The 19655-nt window shown below is 70.1% G+C and carries 18 protein-coding genes; 15 read left to right on the forward strand and 3 right to left on the reverse strand.

All coding sequences use genetic code 11. The features are described from left to right. Nucleotides 1-201: 201 nt before the first annotated feature. From AAHM41_RS04290 to AAHM41_RS04335, 10 genes are all read left to right on the forward strand, one after another. The gene (locus tag AAHM41_RS04290; RefSeq protein WP_342235276.1) at nucleotides 202-1887 is read left to right on the forward strand and encodes a glycerol-3-phosphate dehydrogenase/oxidase; all 1686 of its coding nucleotides are present in this window, start codon (nucleotides 202-204) and stop codon (nucleotides 1885-1887) included. A 17-nt stretch (nucleotides 1888-1904) separates the two neighbouring features. Next, entirely contained in the window at nucleotides 1905-2747 is an 843-nt protein-coding gene (locus tag AAHM41_RS04295) for a class I fructose-bisphosphate aldolase (RefSeq protein WP_342235277.1), read from the forward strand. Then, nucleotides 2744-4249, forward strand: a complete 1506-nt coding sequence (locus tag AAHM41_RS04300) for an FGGY-family carbohydrate kinase (RefSeq protein WP_342235278.1) — start codon at nucleotides 2744-2746, stop codon at nucleotides 4247-4249. The genes AAHM41_RS04295 and AAHM41_RS04300 overlap by 4 nt, the downstream gene beginning before the upstream one ends. After that, complete coding sequence (locus tag AAHM41_RS04305; protein ID WP_342235279.1) at nucleotides 4246-4581, forward strand: helix-turn-helix domain-containing protein; 336 nt, start codon at nucleotides 4246-4248, stop codon at nucleotides 4579-4581. The genes AAHM41_RS04300 and AAHM41_RS04305 overlap by 4 nt, the downstream gene beginning before the upstream one ends. Nucleotides 4582-4918: 337 nt before the next feature. After that, complete coding sequence (locus AAHM41_RS04310) at nucleotides 4919-5680, forward strand: IclR family transcriptional regulator (protein WP_342235280.1); 762 nt, start codon at nucleotides 4919-4921, stop codon at nucleotides 5678-5680. Beyond that, complete coding sequence (locus AAHM41_RS04315) at nucleotides 5677-6780, forward strand: ABC transporter substrate-binding protein (RefSeq protein ID WP_342235281.1); 1104 nt, start codon at nucleotides 5677-5679, stop codon at nucleotides 6778-6780. Before AAHM41_RS04310 ends, AAHM41_RS04315 begins: the two co-directional genes overlap by 4 nt. A 49-nt stretch (nucleotides 6781-6829) precedes the next feature. Beyond that, nucleotides 6830-8548, forward strand: a complete 1719-nt coding sequence (locus tag AAHM41_RS04320) for an ABC transporter permease (protein WP_342235282.1) — start codon at nucleotides 6830-6832, stop codon at nucleotides 8546-8548. After that, nucleotides 8541-9617 carry an ABC transporter ATP-binding protein gene (locus AAHM41_RS04325; protein WP_342235283.1) on the forward strand — a complete coding sequence of 359 codons (1077 nt, stop codon included), beginning with the start codon at nucleotides 8541-8543 and terminating at the stop codon, nucleotides 9615-9617. Before AAHM41_RS04320 ends, AAHM41_RS04325 begins: the two co-directional genes overlap by 8 nt. An 11-nt stretch (nucleotides 9618-9628) precedes the next feature. Beyond that, nucleotides 9629-10837 carry a CaiB/BaiF CoA transferase family protein gene (locus AAHM41_RS04330; protein ID WP_342235284.1) on the forward strand — a complete coding sequence of 403 codons (1209 nt, stop codon included), beginning with the start codon at nucleotides 9629-9631 and terminating at the stop codon, nucleotides 10835-10837. Then, a complete protein-coding gene (locus tag AAHM41_RS04335) occupies nucleotides 10834-11685 on the forward strand; it encodes an HpcH/HpaI aldolase/citrate lyase family protein (RefSeq protein WP_342235285.1) in 852 nt (283 codons plus the stop codon). The genes AAHM41_RS04330 and AAHM41_RS04335 overlap by 4 nt, the downstream gene beginning before the upstream one ends. On the opposite strand, the gene AAHM41_RS04340 is transcribed toward AAHM41_RS04335, so the two are convergent. The 3 genes from AAHM41_RS04340 to AAHM41_RS04350 all read right to left on the reverse strand — a co-directional run bounded on the left by AAHM41_RS04340 (nucleotide 11686) and on the right by AAHM41_RS04350 (nucleotide 14140). Beyond that, nucleotides 11686-12165, reverse strand: a complete 480-nt coding sequence (locus AAHM41_RS04340; protein ID WP_342235286.1) for a hypothetical protein — start codon at nucleotides 12163-12165, stop codon at nucleotides 11686-11688. 102 nt (nucleotides 12166-12267) lie between these two features. Then, nucleotides 12268-13203: an ABC transporter ATP-binding protein gene (locus AAHM41_RS04345; RefSeq protein ID WP_342235287.1), complete on the reverse strand. Its 936-nt coding sequence runs from the start codon at nucleotides 13201-13203 to the stop codon at nucleotides 12268-12270. 229 nt (nucleotides 13204-13432) lie between these two features. Next, a complete protein-coding gene (locus AAHM41_RS04350) occupies nucleotides 13433-14140 on the reverse strand; it encodes a GntR family transcriptional regulator (protein ID WP_342235288.1) in 708 nt (235 codons plus the stop codon). Between the two features lie 96 nt (nucleotides 14141-14236). On the opposite strand from AAHM41_RS04350, the gene AAHM41_RS04355 reads away from it, so the two are divergent. The 5 genes from AAHM41_RS04355 (at nucleotide 14237) to AAHM41_RS04375 (ending at nucleotide 19625) form a co-directional block, all read left to right on the forward strand. Further along, complete coding sequence (locus AAHM41_RS04355) at nucleotides 14237-15376, forward strand: mandelate racemase/muconate lactonizing enzyme family protein (protein WP_342235289.1); 1140 nt, start codon at nucleotides 14237-14239, stop codon at nucleotides 15374-15376. A gap of 36 nt (nucleotides 15377-15412) precedes the next feature. Beyond that, on the forward strand, nucleotides 15413-16657 hold the full coding sequence (locus AAHM41_RS04360; RefSeq protein ID WP_342235290.1) for an ABC transporter substrate-binding protein: 1245 nt from the start codon (nucleotides 15413-15415) through the stop codon (nucleotides 16655-16657). A 75-nt stretch (nucleotides 16658-16732) separates the two neighbouring features. Continuing rightward, nucleotides 16733-17839 (forward strand): enolase C-terminal domain-like protein, encoded by a 1107-nt coding sequence (locus AAHM41_RS04365; protein ID WP_342235291.1) that lies wholly within the window; start codon nucleotides 16733-16735, stop codon nucleotides 17837-17839. Then, on the forward strand, nucleotides 17836-18780 hold the full coding sequence (locus tag AAHM41_RS04370; protein ID WP_342235292.1) for a carbohydrate ABC transporter permease: 945 nt from the start codon (nucleotides 17836-17838) through the stop codon (nucleotides 18778-18780). The genes AAHM41_RS04365 and AAHM41_RS04370 overlap by 4 nt, the downstream gene beginning before the upstream one ends. Then, nucleotides 18780-19625 (forward strand): carbohydrate ABC transporter permease, encoded by an 846-nt coding sequence (locus tag AAHM41_RS04375; protein ID WP_342235293.1) that lies wholly within the window; start codon nucleotides 18780-18782, stop codon nucleotides 19623-19625. The genes AAHM41_RS04370 and AAHM41_RS04375 overlap by 1 nt, the downstream gene beginning before the upstream one ends. The last annotated feature ends 30 nt before the right edge of the window (nucleotides 19626-19655 follow it).

Raw genomic sequence — 19655 nt, forward strand, 5'->3', positions numbered from 1 at the left:
GGGGGGGGGGGGCAGGGGGAGGGGTCTGCGCGCGTCCGCGCGCGAATGGACAGGACACCCAATTCGCTGTCCGCGCCGATTTGCGACAGTCCGGGCCGGCTCGAGCCGAGAGAACCCCCTCCCCCTACCCCCCTCCCGCGAGGGGAGGGGGGACTCAATCTTCCGGCCGATGTCGTGGCGCGCCTCGCAGGACACGACACGATGACCGGCAATGGCTCGTCCATCCCCGAGCGGGCCGAGGTCCTGGTGATCGGCGGCGGCATCAACGGCATCAGCACCTTCCGCGAGCTGGCGCTGCAGGGCATCGACGTGGTGCTGGTCGAGCGCGACGATTTCTGCTCCGGCGCCAGCGCCGCCCTGTCCCGCATGGTGCATGGCGGCCTGCGCTACCTGGAGAACGGCGAGTTCCGGCTGGTCCGCCAGTCGCTGCAGGAGCGCGACCGTCTGCTGCGCAACGCGCCGCACTACGTCTCGCCCCTGCCGACGCTGGTGCCGGTGACCGCCCGGCTGCGCGGCACGCTGGCGACGATCGGCGCCTTCCTCGGCGTCGCCGAGCGGCCGAAGGCGCGGCCCGGGCTGATGATCCGCACCGGCCTCGCGCTCTACGACCTCCTGTCCTGGCGCAGCCGGACCATGCCGCGGCACCGCGGCATCGGCCGGGCCAGGCTGCAGCGTCTGGCCAAGGGCATCACCCGGCGGGCGGTGGCGGGGGTGCTGTATTACGACGCCCGCGTCACCCAGCCGGAGCGGCTGGGCATCGAGCTCTTGCTCGACACCGAGGCCGAGACCAGCGCCCGCGCCTTCTCCTATACCGAGATCACCGGCCGCGACGGCGACGGGCTGGCCTGGCGCGACCGGCTGACCGGCGCCAGCGGGCGGATCGCGCCGCGCGTCGTGGTCAACGCCACCGGCGCCTGGGTCGACCTCGTCGGCGGCGCCATCGGCCCGGCCACCAACCGGCGCCGCGTCCAGGGCACCAAGGGCTCGCATCTGATGATCCGCAACCCGCGGCTGCAGGAGGCGCTGGGCGACCGGATGATCTATTTCGAGAATGCCGACGGCCGCATCTGCATCGCCTTCAACCATGCGAACGCCGCCATGGTCGGGTCGACCGACATCCGGATCGACGACCCGGACGACGCGGTCTGCCTGGACGACGAGAAGCGCTACATGCTCGAGGCGCTGGCCGGCATCTTCCCGGAGCTGGAGGTGCGCGAGGACGAGATCGTCCACGTCTTCACCGGCGTCCGGCCGCTGCCGGTCAGCGAGGACGAGGCGACCGGGCGGATCAGCCGCGACCATGCCGTCGAGGTCGACCCGGCGGGCGCGCTGCCCTTCGCCGTGCTGACCCTGATCGGCGGCAAATGGACCACCTTCCGCGCCTTCGGCGAGGAGGTCGCCGACCTGGCCCTGGCCCAGCTCGGCCGGCCGCGCCGGGTCGACACCCACGACCTGGCGATCGGCGGCGGCCGCGGCTTTCCGCGTGACGCCGAGGCCCGGTCGCGCTGGCAGCGGGACCAGGCCGCCGCCGCGGGCCTGCCGCTGGCCCGCTTCCAGGCGCTGAGCGAGCGCTACGGCAGCCGCGCCGTCGCCGTCGCCCGCTTCCTCGGCGAGGGGCCGGACGCGCCGGTCGCCGCCGCCCCCGACTATTCGCGGCGCGAGCTGCGATACCTGATTGAGACTGAACGGGTGCGCGACATCGGCGACCTGCTGCTGCGCCGCACCCTGCTGGGGATGGAAGGGCGCGTCACCGCCGCCCTGGTGGCGGAAGCCGGGGCGCTGGTCGCGTCCGCCCTGGGCTGGACCGAGGCCGAGACCGCCGCCGCCGCCGCCCGCTTCGACGACATCATGGCCCGCCGCCACCGCGTGCAGGCTGCGCAACATTGATGGGGACTCCAATGTATGTGACCAAGAAGGTCCGCCTGAACCGGCTGATGCGAGGCGGCCGCTGCCTGGATGTCGCGATCGACCACGGCGTCTGCAACGAGCCGTCCTTCATGGCCGGGCTGGAGGACATGGAAGGCGTGGTCCGCATGCTGGCCGCGGCCGGGCCGGATGCGATCCAGATGAATTACGGCCAGGCCGACCTGCTGCAGTCGATGCCGGGGCAGGGACGGCCGGCGCTGGTGATGCGGGTCGACATGGGCAACCCCTACAACCGCCAGCGCCATCGCGAGATGTGGGCGCTGCTGCAGAATGAGGCCGACCCGATCCTGCCGGCGCTGCGGCTTGACGCGGCCTGCGTGGTCGTGAACCTGTTCATGCTGCCGGACGAGCCGGGCCTGTTCCGGCAATGCGTGCAGAACATCAGCCGGCTCGGCAATGACTGCGAGAAATACGGCATGCCGCTGATGATCGAGCCGCTGGTGATGCAGCCGAACGAGCGCGGCGGCTACCTGGTCGACGGCGACACCGAGAAGATCGTCACCCTGGTCCGCCTGGCGCGCGAGCTCGGCGCCGACATCGTCAAGGCCGATCCGACCGACGATCCGGCCGATTTCCGCCATGTGGTCCAGGCGGCGCGCTGCCCGGTGCTGGTGCGCGGCGGCGGCAAGGCCGACCTGCGGCGGGTGTTCGACACCTCTGCCGCGCTGATGGCCCAGGGCGCGCATGGCATGGTCTACGGCCGCAACATCTACCAGCACGACAATCCTGGTGCCGTGGTGGCGGCGCTGATGGCGATGATCCATGACGGCGCCGACGCCGACGCCGCCTGGGCGATCTACCGCAACGGTGGCGGCCGATGAGCGCCTGGCTCGGCATCGACGCCGGCAACACCGGGGTCAAGGCGCTGCTGTTCGACGATGCGGGGCGCGAGCTGGCCTGCGCCCATCGCGACACCGGCGGCCACAGCCCGGAGCCCGGCATGGTCGAGCGCGACATCGGCCGCCTGCGCGCCGACCTCGCCGACCTCGTCCGCGAGCTCTTGGACAAGAGCGGCCTGCAGGGCCGCGACATCGCCGGCATCGGCACCTCCGGCCACGGCAACGGCCTCTATTTGCTCGACGCCGAAGGCGGGCCGCTGGCGGCGATCCAGTCGCTCGACTCCCGCACCGCCGGGCTGGTCGGGGAGTGGGCGGCCGCCGGGGTGGGGGAGGCGGCGGCCGCGATCTGCCTGCAGCGGCCCTGGCCGTCGCAGACCCCGGCGCTGCTGGCCTGGATGGCGCGTCATCGGCCGCAGGTCCTGGCGCGCGCCGCCCATGTGCTGATGTGCAAGGACCTGGTGGTCCACGCTTTGACCGGCCAGGTGGCGACCGATGTCACCGACATGGGCGGGGCCGGGCTGCTGCGCCTGCCCGAGAACCGCTACGATGACGGGCTGCTGGAGATCTACGGCCTCGGCGGCGTGGCGGCCAAGCTGCCGCCGCTGCATTGGCCGACCGACCGGGTCGGCACGGTGTCTGCGGAAGCCGCCTCCCGCACCGGCCTGGCCGAGGGCACGCCGGTGGTTGCCGGCTTCTTCGACGTGATGGCCAGCGCCGTCGGCGCCGGCGTCACCCGCCCGGGCCAGGCCTCGATCATCCTCGGCACCTGGAGCATCAACCAGGTGGTGGTCGACGCGCCGCTGGACGGGGTGTTCATGTCGACCGGCATGGCGCCCGGCCGCTTCCTGTCGATGGAGAACTCGGCCACCTCGGCGACCAATCTCGAATGGCTCGCGCATCACCTGCTGGCGCGGGATTCCCGGCGTGCGGGCGGCAGCGCCTTCGCCCTGGCCGACGCCCTGGCCGCCGCGGCGCCGCCCAAGGCCGACGGGCCGATGTACCACCCCTATCTCTACGGCGCGGCGGGCGATCCGGCGGCGCGGGCCGGCTTCTTCGGCTTGGCCGGCTGGCACGACGGCGGCGATATGGTGCGGGCGGTGTTCGAAGGCGTGGCCTTCGCCCATCTCGCCCATGTCGAAAAGCTGCTCGCGGCCGGGGCCCGGCTGCGCGGCATCACCATCTCCGGCGGCGGCGCCCGCAGCCCGGTCTGGCCGCAGATGATCGCCGACGTGCTGCGGCTGCCGGTCAAGGTCGCGGCGCAGGCGGAGACCGGGGCGCTCGGCGCCGCCATGGCCGCGGCGGTCGGCAGCGGCCGCTTCGCCAGCCTGGACGAGGCCGCGGCCGCGATGGTCGCGCCATCGCGCGAAGTGGTGCCCGACCCCTGCCTGGCCGGCTTCTACCAGTGCCGCTTCGCCCTGTGGCAGGCGGTCGGCAAAAGCCTGGCGCCGCATTGGGCGGCCCTGCGCGACCTCGGCCAGGCATGATCGCGCCGCAGGAGATCCGCACCGCGCGGCGGATGCTGAACTGGACCCAGGCCGAGCTGGCGCGACGGGCCCGGCTCTCGGTCACCGGCCTGCACAACATCGAGGCCGGGGTCGCCAATCCGCGGGCGTCGACCCTGGCCCGGATCAGCAGCGCACTGGAGAACGGCCGGGCGCCGGACGCCGGTCGGGACGGAGAGTCCGGCGACGACGCCGAGATGCTGCTGCGCTCCCTGCGCGCGGACGTCGCCCTGCTCTACACGGTGCTCAACGCCCGCCTCGACCAGATCGAGCGGCGTCTCCGCGGCGCCCGGCCGGGCTTCCACGGCGCCTAGCCGGTAAGGCTTATCGATGCCCTCTCACAGGATGAAGTCGCCGGCGACCAGGCCGATGGCGCCGGTGAGCTTGATGTGGAAGTCCGAGACCTTGTCGGCGTAGCCGGGGCTCGGACATCAGGGCCCGGCCGATCGCCCACAGGCTCTGCGGCAGGAGGGCGCGCGCTGCCGACCGCGATTGATTGACCGAACGATTGGTCAATCATTTGGTCGCGACGCCGCCGCCGGCCGTTCGGGCGCCCGATTTCGCGGATTGACAGTCGTATCCGCCGCCACTTAACCTTCAATATACAGAACGCGTTCAAAATAATGAACGATGATCGGGAGGACGGCAGGCTTGAGCGGCAGGGGCGCGGAACGCATCCTCGATCTGTTGGAATGGCTCGCCGCGCGGGCCGAGCCCGCGGCGCTGGCCGATGTCGCGCATACCCTCGAACTGCCGAAGAGCAGCACCCTGCTGCTCCTCCGGGTCCTGGTGGAGCGCCGCTACGCCGAGCGCCTGGCCGACGGCCGCTATCGCGTCATCCGACTGCCGGGCGAGCGGTCCGAGGGCCGGGAGGCCTGGAATGTCCTGCTGCGCCTCGCCGCCCCGCATCTGAACCGCGCGGTCGAGGAGTCGGGCGAGAGCGTCTTCCTGGCCGTCATGGACGGCGACGAGATCCGCTACCTCAACAAGCTGCTGCCGGCGCGGGAGATCCAGTACGACCGCAACATCGGGCCCACCCGCATCCCGCACCAGGTGTCGAGCGGCGTGGCGCTGCTGTCTACCCTGCCGGCCGGGGAGCTCGAGGCCTATTGCGGCCGCCTGGGCCTGGATCCGGAGCAGCGGCAGGAAGTCCAGGCCCGCATCGACACCGCCGCGCGCGAGGGCTTCTGCTTCAACGCCAAAGGGGTGATGGAGGGGGCGTCCGGCGTCGCCGCGCCGATCCTCGACGGCACCGGCCGGGCGGTGGCCGCCCTCAACATCTCCGGCCCGCACCCCCGGGTCGTCGCCAACCTGCCGAAGATCACCCGGGCCGTCCTTGCCGGCGCGCAGGCGATCTCGGCCGAGCTCGCCAAACGAAGCAGCAACCGCTCTGGGAGGAGCACCCGCACATGAAGCATCCCATCGCCGCCGGCATCCTCGTCTTCGGCCTGGCCATCGCGACGACCGGCTTCGCCCAGGACACGACAGTGCCCGCCGGATATCCGGCCGACTACGCCTCGGTGATCGACGGCTCGCGCTCGGAGGGTGGCTTGGTCATCTATTCGAACATGGCCGACAACAACTGGCAGCCGCTGCTGCAAGGCTTCCGGGAAGCCTATCCCTGGATCAAGGTCGAGACGCTCGACCTCGGCTCCGGCACCGTGCATTCGCGCTGGGAGGCGGAGGCCGGGTCGGGCTCCCGCACCGCCGACATCCTGATCTCCGGCGCCAACGACCGCTGGGCGGCCTATGCCGGCGACGGCAAGATGATGGACTACCAGAGCCCCGAGCTGGCCGCTTTGCCCGGCTTCGCCCACCCCGCGCCCGGCATCTACACGCTCTCCGCCGACCCGCTGGTCATCACCTACAACGCCGCCCTGCTGCCGGACGACCAGCGGCCGACCGGCTTCGCCTCGCTGGTGGCGAAGGCGGCGGCGGACCACGACACCTTCGGCGGCAAGATCACCACCTATGACGCGGCCCGCAACTCCTTCGGCTTGGCCGCCTGGTGGAGCTTCCTCAACGCCAAGGGCGGGGATGGCTGGGCCGAGCTGGCGAAGATCGGGCCGATGATCCGCGGCGAGGTGTCCGGCGGCGCGATGAACGAGAAGATCGCCACCGGCGAATACGTCGTCGGCGTCGCCGTGTCCGGCATCACCATCTTCCCGCGCCTCGACCAGCCGGGCGGCGAGATCCTTGGCTTCGCCTTCCCCGACGACGGCACCATCATGATGCTGCGCGGCATGGGCATCCCGAAGGGCACCGCCAACCCGAACTCGGCCAAGCTGCTCGTCGACTACGCCCTCAGCCATGCCGGCCAGACCCTGATCGGCAAGGGCGGCCTGACCCCGCTGCGCGACGACGTCGACGAGACGGAGGTCCGCTACACCTACCAGGGCATCGAGAAGACCGTCGGCAAGGACAAGATGATCATCGCTGGCTTCGATCAGGGGCTGATCGCGGAGGCTGCGCCCTTCGTCGAGAAGTGGAAGGCGGCGATGGCGGGCCAGTGACCGCGCTTCCCGTTCTACCCGCCCGGCTGCCCATCGATCGGACAGGCCCATGACCGACCTCACCCTCCATCGAGCCGCGGGGCCCGGCTGGGACCGCTCGCGCCTGATCTTCTGGGGCGTCTCGATCCTCTCCGCCCTCCTGGTGATCGGGCCGCTGGCGCCGATCCTGGCACAGGCCTTCCTCGACCGCCCGCTCTATGCCGAAGGTGCCGCCGCGACCCTCGGCAACTTCCAGCGCCTGTTCGGCGATCCGACCATCCCCGGCATCTTCGGCAACACCCTGGTCTTCGCCATCCTGACCATGGTGGTGGCGCAGATCTTCGGGTCGGTCATGGCGGTGGTGGTCGGACGCACCAACCTGCCGGGGCGGAGCTGGATCGGCGAGATCCTGATCTGGCCGCTGTTCGTGTCGAACTTGGTGATCGCCTTCGGCTGGCTGACCATGTACGGCCCGTCCGGCTACATCTCGCTTGCGATGAAGAGCTGGTTCGGGGTCGTGCCCTGGAACCTGTACTCGATCGCCGGCATGGGCATCGTGGCCGGCCTCAGCCAGGCGCCGCTGTCCTACCTGATGTGCCTCGGCGCCGTGACCAAGGCCGACCCGCAGCTGGAGGACGCAGCCCGCTCCGCCGGCGCCGGCCCGTTCCGGGCGCTGTTCTCGGTCACCGTGCCGATGATGCGGCCGGCGATGATCTATTCCAGCGTGCTCAACTTCGTGATCGGCATCGAGATGCTGGCGATCCCGCTGCTGTTCGGCGCGCCCGGCGGCCTGAACACGGTCACGACCTTCCTCTACAACAACGGCATCAACGCCGCGGTGCGGCCGGACTATGGCATCGTCGGCGCGGCCGCCGTGATCCTGCTGCTGGTCGTCATCGGCCTGGTCTGGCTGCAGGGCGCGCTGATGAAGGGCAGCGGGCGCTTCGTCACCGTGCGCGGCAAGGCCAGCCGCCCGTCGACGCTCGACCTCGGGCCGTGGCGCTGGATCGCCTTCGCCGCCGTCCTGGCCTATGTGCTGCTGACCATCGTCGCGGTCTTCGCCGGCATCGTGATGCGGTCGGGCGTCAGCTTCCTGACGCCGCTGATCCCGTTCTGGAAGCTGGTGACCACGGCGAATTTCGCCACGGTCTTCGCCTCCGACGCCTATGTCCGGTCGATCGTCAACTCGGTCGTCATCGCGCTCGTCGGCGGCCTGATCGGCACCTTCTTCATCGCCGTGATTGCCCTGGTCGCACGCCGGTCGGAGTTCCGCTACGCAAGGGCGTTGGAATACATCGCCCTGTTCCCGCGGGCGCTGCCGGGCATCATCGCCGGTCTCGGCTTCTTCTACGCCGTGGTCTGGGTTCCCGGCCTCGACATGATCCGGGGCACCATCGGCATCCTGATGGTCGCCTTCATCCTGCGCTACATCCCGGTCGGCTTCGGCGCCATCGCGCCCGCTTTGGCCCAGATCGGCGAGGAGCTGGACCGCGGCGCCCGCGTCTCCGGCGCCGACTGGTGGACCACGGTGACGCGGATCGTACTGCCGATCCTGAGGCCGGCGCTGTTCTCCTGCTTCGCGCTGCTGTTCATCCACTTCTTCAAGGAATACGTCACCGCCGTGTTCCTGTTCCAGCCGGGGTCGGAGATCATCGGCACCACGATGCTGCAGCTCGCGGCCCAGGGCGACAACGGCCCGGTGGCGGCGTTGGCGACGATCCAGATCGTGATCACCGCCGCCTTCGTCCTGCTCGCCCGCCCGGTTTTCGGAGCAAAGATCTATGGCTGACCTGGTCCTGGACCGCCTGACCATCCGCTATGGCGACGTCACCGCGGTCGACGACATCTCGATCCATGTCGCGGCGGGGGAGTTCCTGACCTTCCTCGGCCCGTCCGGCTGCGGCAAGTCGACGACGCTGTTCTCGGTCGCCGGGCTGAACCATGCGACCTCCGGCACCATCCGGATCGGCGACGCCGTGCTGTTCGACGGCGCCCGGGGCCTGTTCGTGCCGCCCGAGCGCCGCGACATCGGCCTGGTGTTCCAGAGCTACGCCCTGTGGCCGCACAAGAGCGTGGCGGAGAACCTGGCCTTTCCGCTGAAGCTGCGGAAGATCGGCCGGGCCGAGCGCGACGAGCGGATCCGCGCGGTACTGGCGCTGGTCGAGATGACGCCCTATGCCGAGCGCTACCCGTTCGAGCTGTCGGGCGGCCAGCAGCAGCGCGTGGCGCTGGCCCGGGCGCTGGTCTACCGGCCCCGCCTGCTGCTGCTGGACGAGCCGCTGTCGAACCTCGACGCCAAGCTGCGCGAACGGGCGCGAATCTGGCTGCGCGAGCTGCAGGAGCGGCTGCATGTCACCACCATCTATGTCACGCACGACCAGTCGGAGGCTCTCGCCGTGTCCGACCGCATCGCGGTGATGAGCATGGGGCATCTGCGCCAGCTCGGCACGCCGAAGGAGATCTACGAGCGCCCGGCCGACGCCTTCGTCGCCGACTTCATCGGCTCCTCTAACTTCCTGTCCGGCCGGATGGTGGCGGAGGCGAACGGGCGCGCCACGGTGGAGCTGCACGACGGCACCCGCCTCAGCGTGCCGGCGGGCAGCCCGGCCGGGGATGGCAGTCTGGTCGTCGCCGTCCGTCCCGAGCGCATCGAGCTGGTCGACGGGCCGGGCGAGAACGCGATCGCGGTCGAGGTCGCCCACGGCACCTATCTCGGCCAAGTCTACCAGTATGAGGTGGCGGGCGGCGGCTCGACCTTCCGGATCCAGACCAGCCGTGCCGTCGAGGCGCGATCGGCCTTCGTCCGCATTCCGCCCGAGGCCGCGGCGATCTTCCCCGCCGGCCCCGAAGCCCCATGAGCGAGGCGCCGATGACCGAACAGTTGATCCGCTTCGACCCGACGCTCGGGGGCCCGCTGTCCGGCGTGCGCGTGCTCGACCTGTCCCGCCTGGTCGCCGGCAACATGCTGTCGCTGCAGCTCGCCGATTTCGGCGCCGACGTGGTCAAGATCGAGCCGCCCCAGGGCGACCCGCTGCGCGACTGGACCGATGACGGCCAGTCGCTGCACTGGAAGGTCTATGGCCGCAACAAGCGCTCGATGGTGCTGAACCTGCGCGAGGCGGCCGACATGGCGGACCTGCTCGCGCTGGTGGAGACGGCCGACGTCTTCATCGAGAACTTCCGCCCGGGGACGCTCGAGGCCATGGGCATCGCGCCGGAGCGGCTGCTCGGGATCAACCCCGACCTGATCGTGGTGCGGATCTCCGGCTTCGGCCAGACCGGCCCCTATGCCGCCTATCCGGGCTTCGGCACGCTGGTCGAGGCGATGAGCGGCTTCGCCGCCCGCACCGGCTTCCCCGACCGCGAGCCGGTGCTGCCGCCCCTCGCCCTGGCCGACATGATCGCCGGCATGACCGGGGCGCAGGCCGTCACCATGGCGCTGCTGGCCCGCGAGAAGGGCCTGGCGAGGGGCCAGGTGATCGACCTGTCGCTGCTGGAGCCGATGGTCGCCGTGCTCGGCCCCGAGGCGGCCATCCACCGCGTCACCGGCAAGGTCAAGCAGCGCACCGGCAGCGCCTCCAACACCTCATCGCCGCGCAACGTCTATCGCTGCGGCGACGGCAGCTATGTCGCGCTGTCCGGCTCGATGCAGGTGATCGCGATGCGCATCTTCGACATCATCGGCCGGCCGGACATGAAGACCGACCCGCGCTTCTCCAGCAACGCGGCGCGGGTCAGGCACCGCGACCTGGTCGACCAGGCCGTCGGCGCCTGGTTCGCCGAGCGCGACCGCGACACGGCGCTGCGGGTGATGCGCGAGGCCGGCGCCACGGTCGGCCCGGTCTATGACAGCGCCGACCTCGCCGCCGACCCGCATGTCCGCGAGCGCGGCGTGATCGTCGAGGTCGAGGATGCCGACAACGGCTCGCTGCCCATGCATGCCGTGCTGCCGCGCCTGTCCGGCACGCCCGGCGGGCTGCGACGGCCGGCGCCCGGGATCGGCGAGCACACCGATGAGCTGAAGGCCGAGATTGCGCGGACCCGCAAGGCCGCGCAGATGACGGGAGAGACCTCATGATCCGCTCGCTGCTCTACGTCCCTGCCTCCGAGCCGCGCTTCATCGAGAAGGCCCACACCCGCGGCGCCGACGCCGTGATCCTCGATCTCGAAGACGCCGTCGCTCCGTCCCGCAAGACGGCGGCGCGGGAGGCGCTGGCGGACAGCGTCGCCCAGGCCGGGCAATCCGGCGCCGTGATCTATGTGCGGATCAACGCCGAGCCGGAGCTGCGCTTCCTCGACGCCGAGGCCGCCTGCCGCGCCGGCGCGGCGGGGCTGCTGGTGGCGAAGACCGGCTCGGCGGCGGAGCTGGCGGAGCTGGCCGGTCGGCTCGATCCGGTCGAACGGGGCCTCGGCCGGCCGGCCATGGAGTTCGTCGCCCTGATCGAGGATCCGGCGGCGCTGCTGGACGCCCGCGCCATCGCCGCGGCTCCGCGCGTCGTCGCGCTGGCGCTCGGCTCGGAGGATTTTGCCACCGCCACCGGCGCCGTGCCGACGCCGGAGACGCTGCGGCTGCCGAAGCTGCTGCTGCACTACGCCGCCAAGGCGGCGGGGCTGCGCTCCTACGGCCTGCTGCGTTCGGTCGCCGACTACCGCGACGTCGAGGCGATGACGGCGTCGGCGCGCGAGGCGCGGGCCTTCGGCTTCGACGGGGCGAGCTGCATCCACCCCGCCGTCGTGCCGATCCTCAACCAGGCCTTCGCCCCGTCGGAAGAGGATCTGGCCTGGGCCCGCAAGGTGGTCGAGGCCGATGCGGCGGCGCAGCGCGACGGCAAGGGCGCCTATCTGGTCGACGGGCGCTTCGTCGATGCGCCGGTCGTGGAGCGCGCCCGGCGCATGTTGGAGGCGCCGGGCGGGTCGTCCCGGTGATCAGGCCCGGACGGCGGTGACCCGGATGTCGTTGCTGGACAGCGCGCCCTCATGCACCAGCAGGCCGATGCCGCCGTCGCGGAACTCCGCCGCCGACCCGTCCCGGGCCGTCAGGGTCGCATCGCCGATCCGGCAGGTGATCCGGTCACCCTCCGCCGCGACCTCGACGTCGTAGCTCCGCTCCAGCGACCAGGCGAAGGCGGTTTCCGCCAGCACGATCCGCTCCTCGTCGCGCTGGCGGACGAGGCGCAGCATGCCGTCGCGCGACAGCAGCGCCGCATAGTAGCGGCGCAGCCCCTGCACCCGGACGGCGACGCCGGCCTCGCGGCCGAGATGTATCATCACATCGGCGGCGGCGATGACGAAGCCGGCCTCGGCGATCGGCTGGCCCTCCATATCGGGCAGCACCCAGGACAGCGCGGCGTCAATCGTCGATCGATGCCCGCCTCGACATGCCAACGCCGAGGTCTTCGCCGTCACCGGCTGGAGCGCCCCCGGAGGCGCCGGCTAGCGGCGGAACGCGAACAGCGCCTCGTCCGGATCCGGCTGGCCGGAGCGGAGATCGAGATGGCGGGGCATCGGCTATGCCGTGGCGTCGACCGCGCGATCGCCGAGGGCAGCGGCGATCAGGCGATACTTGACCCGGGCATTGGTCATGTCGCGGAAGTAGTTGACCAGGTCGCCCCATGGGTCGTTGATCCGGTTCAACCCTGAAATGAAGGCGACGACCGTCCCGACCTCGGTCTGGCCGCGAACGACGAACCATCCCCCGACGAACAGGATGCCGACGACCCCAAGCTGATGCAGCAGGTTCATCAGGAAATTCATGCCGAACTTCCGCCGGTAGATCTGCATGTTGAGGCGATAGATGTCGCCGACCTGCCGCCAATAGCGGCCGGTCTCCCGGGGGCCTCGCCGCTCGGCGGCCTCGTCGACGATCTCGATGCTGAGGCCCCGCAGGACCTGGATCCGCTGCTCGGCGCGCTGGTTGATCGCCCGTTGCAGGAACGGGATGAACAGGAACTGCGGCAGGAACAGCACGGCGGCGACGGCGGCCATCCAGGGCTGCAGCACCACCATGTAGCCGAACACGGCGATCAGCAGCCCGCCGTTCAGCACCGCCTCCGACACGCTGGCGCCGATGAAGCCGCCGACGGCTTCGACCTCCGACACGATGATCGAGATGTCGATCCCCTCCTTGCGGGCATCCGGTTCGCCGTCCCGGCCGGACGGGCTCAGCTGCAGCCGCAGCCGCCGGTTGGCGGCCTCGGTCACCGAACCCCGGTAGACATTCAGGAAGAGCTTGAGCCCGCCTTGCGCCAGCACGACGCCGACATACAGCAAGGACAGCTGGATCAGCTGTTCGAGGGCGTGCTTCTGCAGCGCGCCATTGACGATCCGCCGCTGCAGCTCCAGCGGGGCGAGGTCGAGCAGGAAGACCATGACGGCGAGCAGCGACAGCAGGATCTGATCCCGCGCACTGACCCGCCAGATGTACCGGAAGAGGCCCTGAGGCATGATCGTCCGCCCTCGGTCACCGCCCGCAAGGGCTGGAACGATGTCGGGTCCGGGGACCGCCCCGGCCGGAGCCGAGGCAGAATTTGCTGTATCTGCGAATGGAGACGGGGCCGCTTCCGTTCCGCTCGGCCGCAAAATCTCCCGGCGATGGCATGGCTCAGGCCGCCGAGTGACATCGAGGCCCGCCCTGTTGGCGGCAAGCCGACCGAGATTTCCTCGCCAGGCAGACCTACAGCCCCATCGCCCGCTGGATCGATTGCGTCAGGTGGGCCTTGAGCGCCGCCTCGGCGGCGTCCGGATCCCTGGCCAGGCAGGCCTCCAACATCTGCAGATGCTCCGCCATCGTCCGCCGCACCTTCGCCGCCGAGTAGGCGTAGTGGTGATCGAGGCGGATCAGGCGGATGTAGTCCTGCGTCTGCAGGAACGCCTTGCGGAGGAGGGGATTGTCGAGCGCGTCGATCGCGCCGAGATGCAGGCTGAGATCGACGTCCTCGATCCGGCGCGCCAGGCCGCGGTCGACATCGGCTCCATCGACCCAGCCGATGACCTCGCGATGCTGCGCGATCATCGCTTCGATCCGGCCGCGCGGCGCCGTCTCGGCGAAGTGCCGGATGGCGGGCGTCTCGAGGAAGAGGCGCAGCTGATAGGAGTTGCGGACCAGCGCCAGGTCCGGCTTGGCGATCTCGATGCCCGCGCGGGCCCGGATCGTCACCAGCCCCTCCGCCTGCAGCACCTGCAACGCCTCGCGCAGCGGCCCCAGCGGCGAGCCGACGATCTCGACCAGCTCCGCCTGCGACATGAAGGCGCCGGGCTGCAGCCGTCGTTCGAACAGGGCCTCCTTGAACCGTTCATAGGCGATGCGGCTGAGATTCGGCGCGGCTTCGGCGCGCAGCGTCGACGGGTGTTCGTCGGATGACCGTCTCTGGATGCTGCTCATTTGCCTGATGATTCAATTGCCGCGTACAGAAATATCTGTTACTTGAGTTGATATATCAATAGCCGTCACGCAAGGCGGCGCATGGAGGAGCCTGGGATGCGGCTGACCGATTTCACCCTGACCCGTTTCCAGTTCGCCCGCGACCGGGTGATCGGGGACAGCCAGGTCCGCATCGCCCAGGCGCATATCGGCGTGGTCGAGCTGCATACCGATGACGGGCGCACCGGCACGGGCTTCTTCCACAGCCTCTTCCATCCGCTGCCGGCGCTGGCCGAGATCGAGCGGATCTTCGCCGAGGAGGCGTGGCCCGGCCTGGCGGGACAGGCGCCGGCAGGGCTGATCCACCGCGTCAGCCGGCCCCGCGGCGGCAACAGCCGCCGAACGTCGCTCGGCTTCGAGGAGGCGGTGGCCCAGGCGCTGTGGGATTTGGCGGCCCGGGAGGCCGGCCTGCCGCTCTACCGATACCTCGGCGGCAGCGATCCCAAGGTGCGGGTCTATGCCAGCGGCCTCGACTTCCACCTGACCGACGACCAGTACGCATCCCTGTTCCGGCAGGCGCGGGACCAGGGCTACCGCGGCTTCAAGATCAAGGTCGGCCATCCCGACATCGAGTGGGATCTGCGGCGCCTGGCGCTGGTGGCCGAGATCGCCAAGGGCCACGGGCCGATCATGATCGACGCCAACGAGGCCTGGTCGCCGAAGGAGGCGATCCGCCGGCTCGACCAGTTCCGGCGGGCGGGCTTCGACATCCTCTGGGTCGAGGATCCCTGCCTGCGCGACGACGTCGACGGCCTGCGGGAGATCCGCCTGGCCGCGCCGCATGTGCTGGTCAATTCCGGCGAGTATCTCGACCTGCGCGGCAAGCGCCGGCTGCTGGAGGGCCGCGGCGCCGACCTTCTCAACGTCCACGGCCATATCGGCGACGTGATGAAGGCGGGCTGGCTGGCGGCGGAGCACGGCGTCCCGGTGACGCTCGGCAACACCTCGCTGGAGATCGGGGTCCATCTGGCCGCCGCGCTGCCCGAGGCCGACTGGCTGGAATACTCGTTCCAGAACACCAACCACCTGGTCGAGGAGCCGATCGTCCTGCGCGACGGCTATGCCTTCGCGCCGGACCGGCCGGGCCATGGCCTGGTGCTGTCCGCCGAGGCCCGGGCCGGCGCGGCGCCGAAGGTGCTGCGGCCGGAGGAACTGCCGCCGGCCCCGGCGTCAACGCCGATCCGGCTCTCGTCCTGACCAGATCCAAGAACGCAAAGCAGGGGAGGACATGTCATGCTCGTCGATCGGCGCACATTGCTGCGGACGGCCGCGGCCGTCCCGGTCCTGGCGCTCGCGCCGCGCCTCGCCCGGGCGGCAGCGGAAGGCCGCATCAACTACTGGCATCACCTGACCAGCGAGAGCGAGTTCAAGGGGCTGGAGGCGGTGATGGCGCTGTTCCAGCAGCGCTATCCCGGCATCGCGCTGACCCAGGAGAACATCCCGAACCCCGAATACATGTCGAAGATCACCGCGGCTGTGGTCTCCGGATCGAAGCCCGACACGGCGATGGTGACCGCCGAGCGGGTCAACGACATGGTCGGGATGGGTGGGCTGGTCGACCTCACCGACCGGATCAAGGGCTGGGACAAAGCGGCGGCGTTTCCCGAGGACCGGTGGACCGGGGCGAGCGTCGGCGGCAAGATCTACGGCATCCCGGCCTTCACCTTCGTCGACTGGATGTACTATCGGAAGGACTGGTTCGACGAGGCCGGCATCAGCGGGCCGCCGAAGACGCTGGCCGAGTTCCAGGACGCCGCGATCAAGCTGACCGATCCGGCGAAGGGGCGCTACGGCTTCGGCCTGCGCGGCGGGGCCGGCGGCTACCAGTACGTGGTCGACATGATCGAGAGCTTCGGCTCGCCGATCGTCGCCGACGGCAAGCCGGCGATGGACAAGCCCAAGGCCGTCGAGGCGATCACCTTCCTGTCGGAGCTGTTCACGCGGCACAAGGCCTGCCCGCCCAGCGCGCCCAATGACAGCTACCGGCAGATCATGGAGGCGTTCAAGACAGGGCAGACCGCCATGGTCTGGCACCACACCGGATCACTGGCGGAGATTTCCGGCGCGATGAAGCCGGGCCAGTTCATGACGGCGGTGCGACCGGCCGGCCCGGCCGCCCACATCGCGCGGCTGACCTATCAGTTCAACGGCCTGATGTCAGACGCCAATGCCGATGCCGCCTGGGCCTGGCTCACCTTCTGGGCGGAGCCCGACGCGGCGATCGCGTTCCTGGAGCAGACGGGGTACTTCCCGGCCTCGCCGGAGACGGCGTCGGACCGCCGCATCACCGGCAACCCGCTTTACGGCGCCGCGGTCGAAACCACCAAGTTCGGCCGCCTGCCGCCCAGGTTCATCGGCTCTGCAGGGTGGAACGACAATGTCGTGCTGCCCGAATTCCAGAAGGTGCTGGTTGGCCAAAGCACGCCGGAAGCCTGTGTCGACGCCCTGATGGCCGGGCTCGAGGCGGCCCTGCAATAGCGGCCGGGGCAGGGGGCGGCGACCGTCCCGCGGCACCGCCGCACGGCAAGACCAACGCTCGAGGGGAGGCACGGCATGCGCATCGAGGATATCCGCTGCTGGGTGGTCGAGACCGAGCACCCGGTCCATCCCTATCGCTGGCGCAAGGGGCTGGCCGGATCCGGCGACGGCACCCCGGCGGACCGGAAGCCGCTGAAGGCCGTGATCCGGATGGACACCGATGCCGGCGTCACCGGTGCGATCGAGGTGGCGAACGCCTGGGGCGCGATGAGCCTCGTCGACCGGCGGCTGAAGCGCCTCGTCGGCGAGAACCCGCTCCTGACCGAACGGCTGTGGACGCTGATCTGGGAGATCGACCGGATCGAGGAGATCGCGATGCCGCATCTCGGCATCGTCGATCTGCTCGCCTGGGACATCAAGGCCAAGGCCGCCGGAATGCCGCTGCACCAGCTGCTCGGCGGCCATGACCGCCGGGTGCCGGCCTATGCGTCGACGGTCACCTGGGACTCGATGGGCGAATACGAGCGGCACATCAAGGAGTGCATCGATGCCGGCTTCACCGCCTTCAAGCTGCACGCCTGGGGCGATGCGAAGGAGGATGCGGCACTGTCCCGCAACCTCCGGCGCTGGGCCGGGCCCGACGCGGATCTGATGTTCGACGGTTCGGCCGGCTGGGACTACGTCACCGCCCTGCGGTTCGGCCGGGTGCTCGAGGCGGAAGGCTTCCTCTGGTACGAGGAGCCGATGCGGGAATTCGAGCTGGGCTCGTACCGCAAGCTCTGCGACGCGCTCGACATCCCGGTCCTGGCGGCGGAGACCTCGGATGGCTGCCATTGGAACATGGCCAGCTGGATCCAGGCCGGCGCGCTCGACATGGCGCGGACCAGCAGCTTCTACAAAGGCGGCCTGACCGGGGCGATCAAGATCGCGCATCTGGCGGAAGCCCACGGCATGCGGGCCCAGGTGCACGGGATGGGCCTCGCCAACGCCCAGCTCTGCGCCGCCATCCGCAACAACGACTATTACGAGCAGCTGGTGATCTCGAGCGAGCAGATCGCTGGCCTGGGCGGCCTCGGGGCCCTGTCGATCGAGGGCGGCGTGCTCACCGTCTCGGATCGACCGGGCATCGGCTTCGACTTCGACTGGGAGCGGATCGAGGCCACGGCCGTGGCGCGGGCATGACGGCGCTGGGCCTGCCCTCGGCGCGAGTCCCCGCGCCGGCCCGCCGGCTCGGCCCCCTCGGCCGCCTGTCGGAAAGCCGGCGCTGGGCCTACTACCTACTGCTTCCGAGCCTGGTGCTGATCCTGGCGGTCGTGCTGTACCCGACGCTGTGGGGCATGGTGCTCAGCGTCCGCGAGATGAGGCTCAACCGGGTCGACCTCGGAACCGGCTTCGTCGGCCTCAAGCACTATCTCGCGCTGGCCAATGACCCGGTCTTCTGGCTGTCGCTGAAGAACACCGTCGTCTGGGTCGCGGGGGCGGCGGCCGGCGAGCTTCTGCTCGGGCTTCTCACGGCGCTCGTGCTCAACACCAGCCTGCCGGGCTTCCGCATGCTCGGGATCCTGGTGCTGCTGCCATGGTTCCTCCCGAACGTCGTCGCCGGCCATATGTGGGCGCTGATGCTGGATCCGCGCCTCGGCGTGCTCAACGACATCCTGGTGCGCGTCAGTGTCCTCGACAGCTACAAGGCCTGGTTCGCGGATCCGGACACGGCGATGTTCGCCGCCATGGTGGTCGAGGTCTGGCACGGCTTCCCCTTCTTCGCGCTGCTGCTGCTGGCGGCCCTGAAGGGGATCCCCGGCGACCTCTACGAGGCGGCGGCGACCGACGGTGCCGGGCTGTGGCGGCAGTTCCTCCATGTCACCCTGCCGCAGCTCCGGGTCGTGATCGTGGCGACCGTCGTGCTGCGCGTCATCAGCCTGGTGAACTCGCCCGACATCCTGCTGATCCTGACCGGCGGCGGGCCGGGCCGCTCGACCCAGGTGCTGTCGCTCTATGCCTTCCTGAAGGCGAACAAGGAATTCAACTTCGGCTATGCCAGCGCGCTGTCCGTGGTCATGTTCCTGCTGCTGATGGTGTTCAGCTACGCCTATGTGAAGCTCTCCAACGCGATGAGGGATTGATGCTTCGCAGCCGTTCCGCCCGGCGCCGGCTCCACGTCACGCTCTGCTATGCCGCCGCCCTGTCGATCGTGGCCTTCGCGATGTTCCCGGTGCTCTGGGCGCTCTTGACCTCCCTCAAGCCGGAGGCGGACATCGTCACCGCGACGATCCGGTACATCCCGGACAGGGTGACGTTCGAGAACTATGTCGCGATCTGGACCCGGTCCAATTTCCCGACCCTGATCGTCAACAGCGCCGTGGTGACGCTGACGACCGTGGTGATCTGCGTCGTGATCGGGACGCTCGCCTCCTATGCCGTTGCGCGCTATCGCTTCCGCGGCCGGCGCGAGCTGATGTTGTTCTACCTGGTGGTGCGGATGTTTCCGGCGGTCATGATCATCGTCCCGCTGTTCATCCTGATGCGGAGCGTCGGCCTGCTCGACAGCCGCCTCGGCCTGGCTTTGGCCTACACCACCTTCCTGCTGCCGGTCTTCATCTGGATGATGAAGGGATTCTTCGATGCGGTGCCGTCGGAGCTGGAGGACGCCGCCCGGATCGACGGCGCCTCACGCATCGGCGCGATGCTGCGGATCGTCCTGCCGCTGGTGGTGGGCGGCCTCGTCGCCACCGCGGTCTTCGTGGCGATCGGGGCCTGGAACGAGTTCCTGTTCGCGCTGATGCTGACCACCAGCACCGGTTCGCGAACCTGGCCGGTCGGGCTGCAGCTCATGGTCGGGGAATTCCAGCTGCCCTGGGGCGCGCTCTCGGCCGGGGGCATCATCAGCATCGTGCCGGTCGTGGTGCTGTTCGCGATCGTCCAGCGGGCGATGGTTCGGGGCCTGACCGCCGGGGCGGTGAAGGGCTGACATTCCGCCGCGAGGCTCCGGCCGGACGGG

The organism is Inquilinus sp. OTU3971 (genome assembly GCF_038440215.1).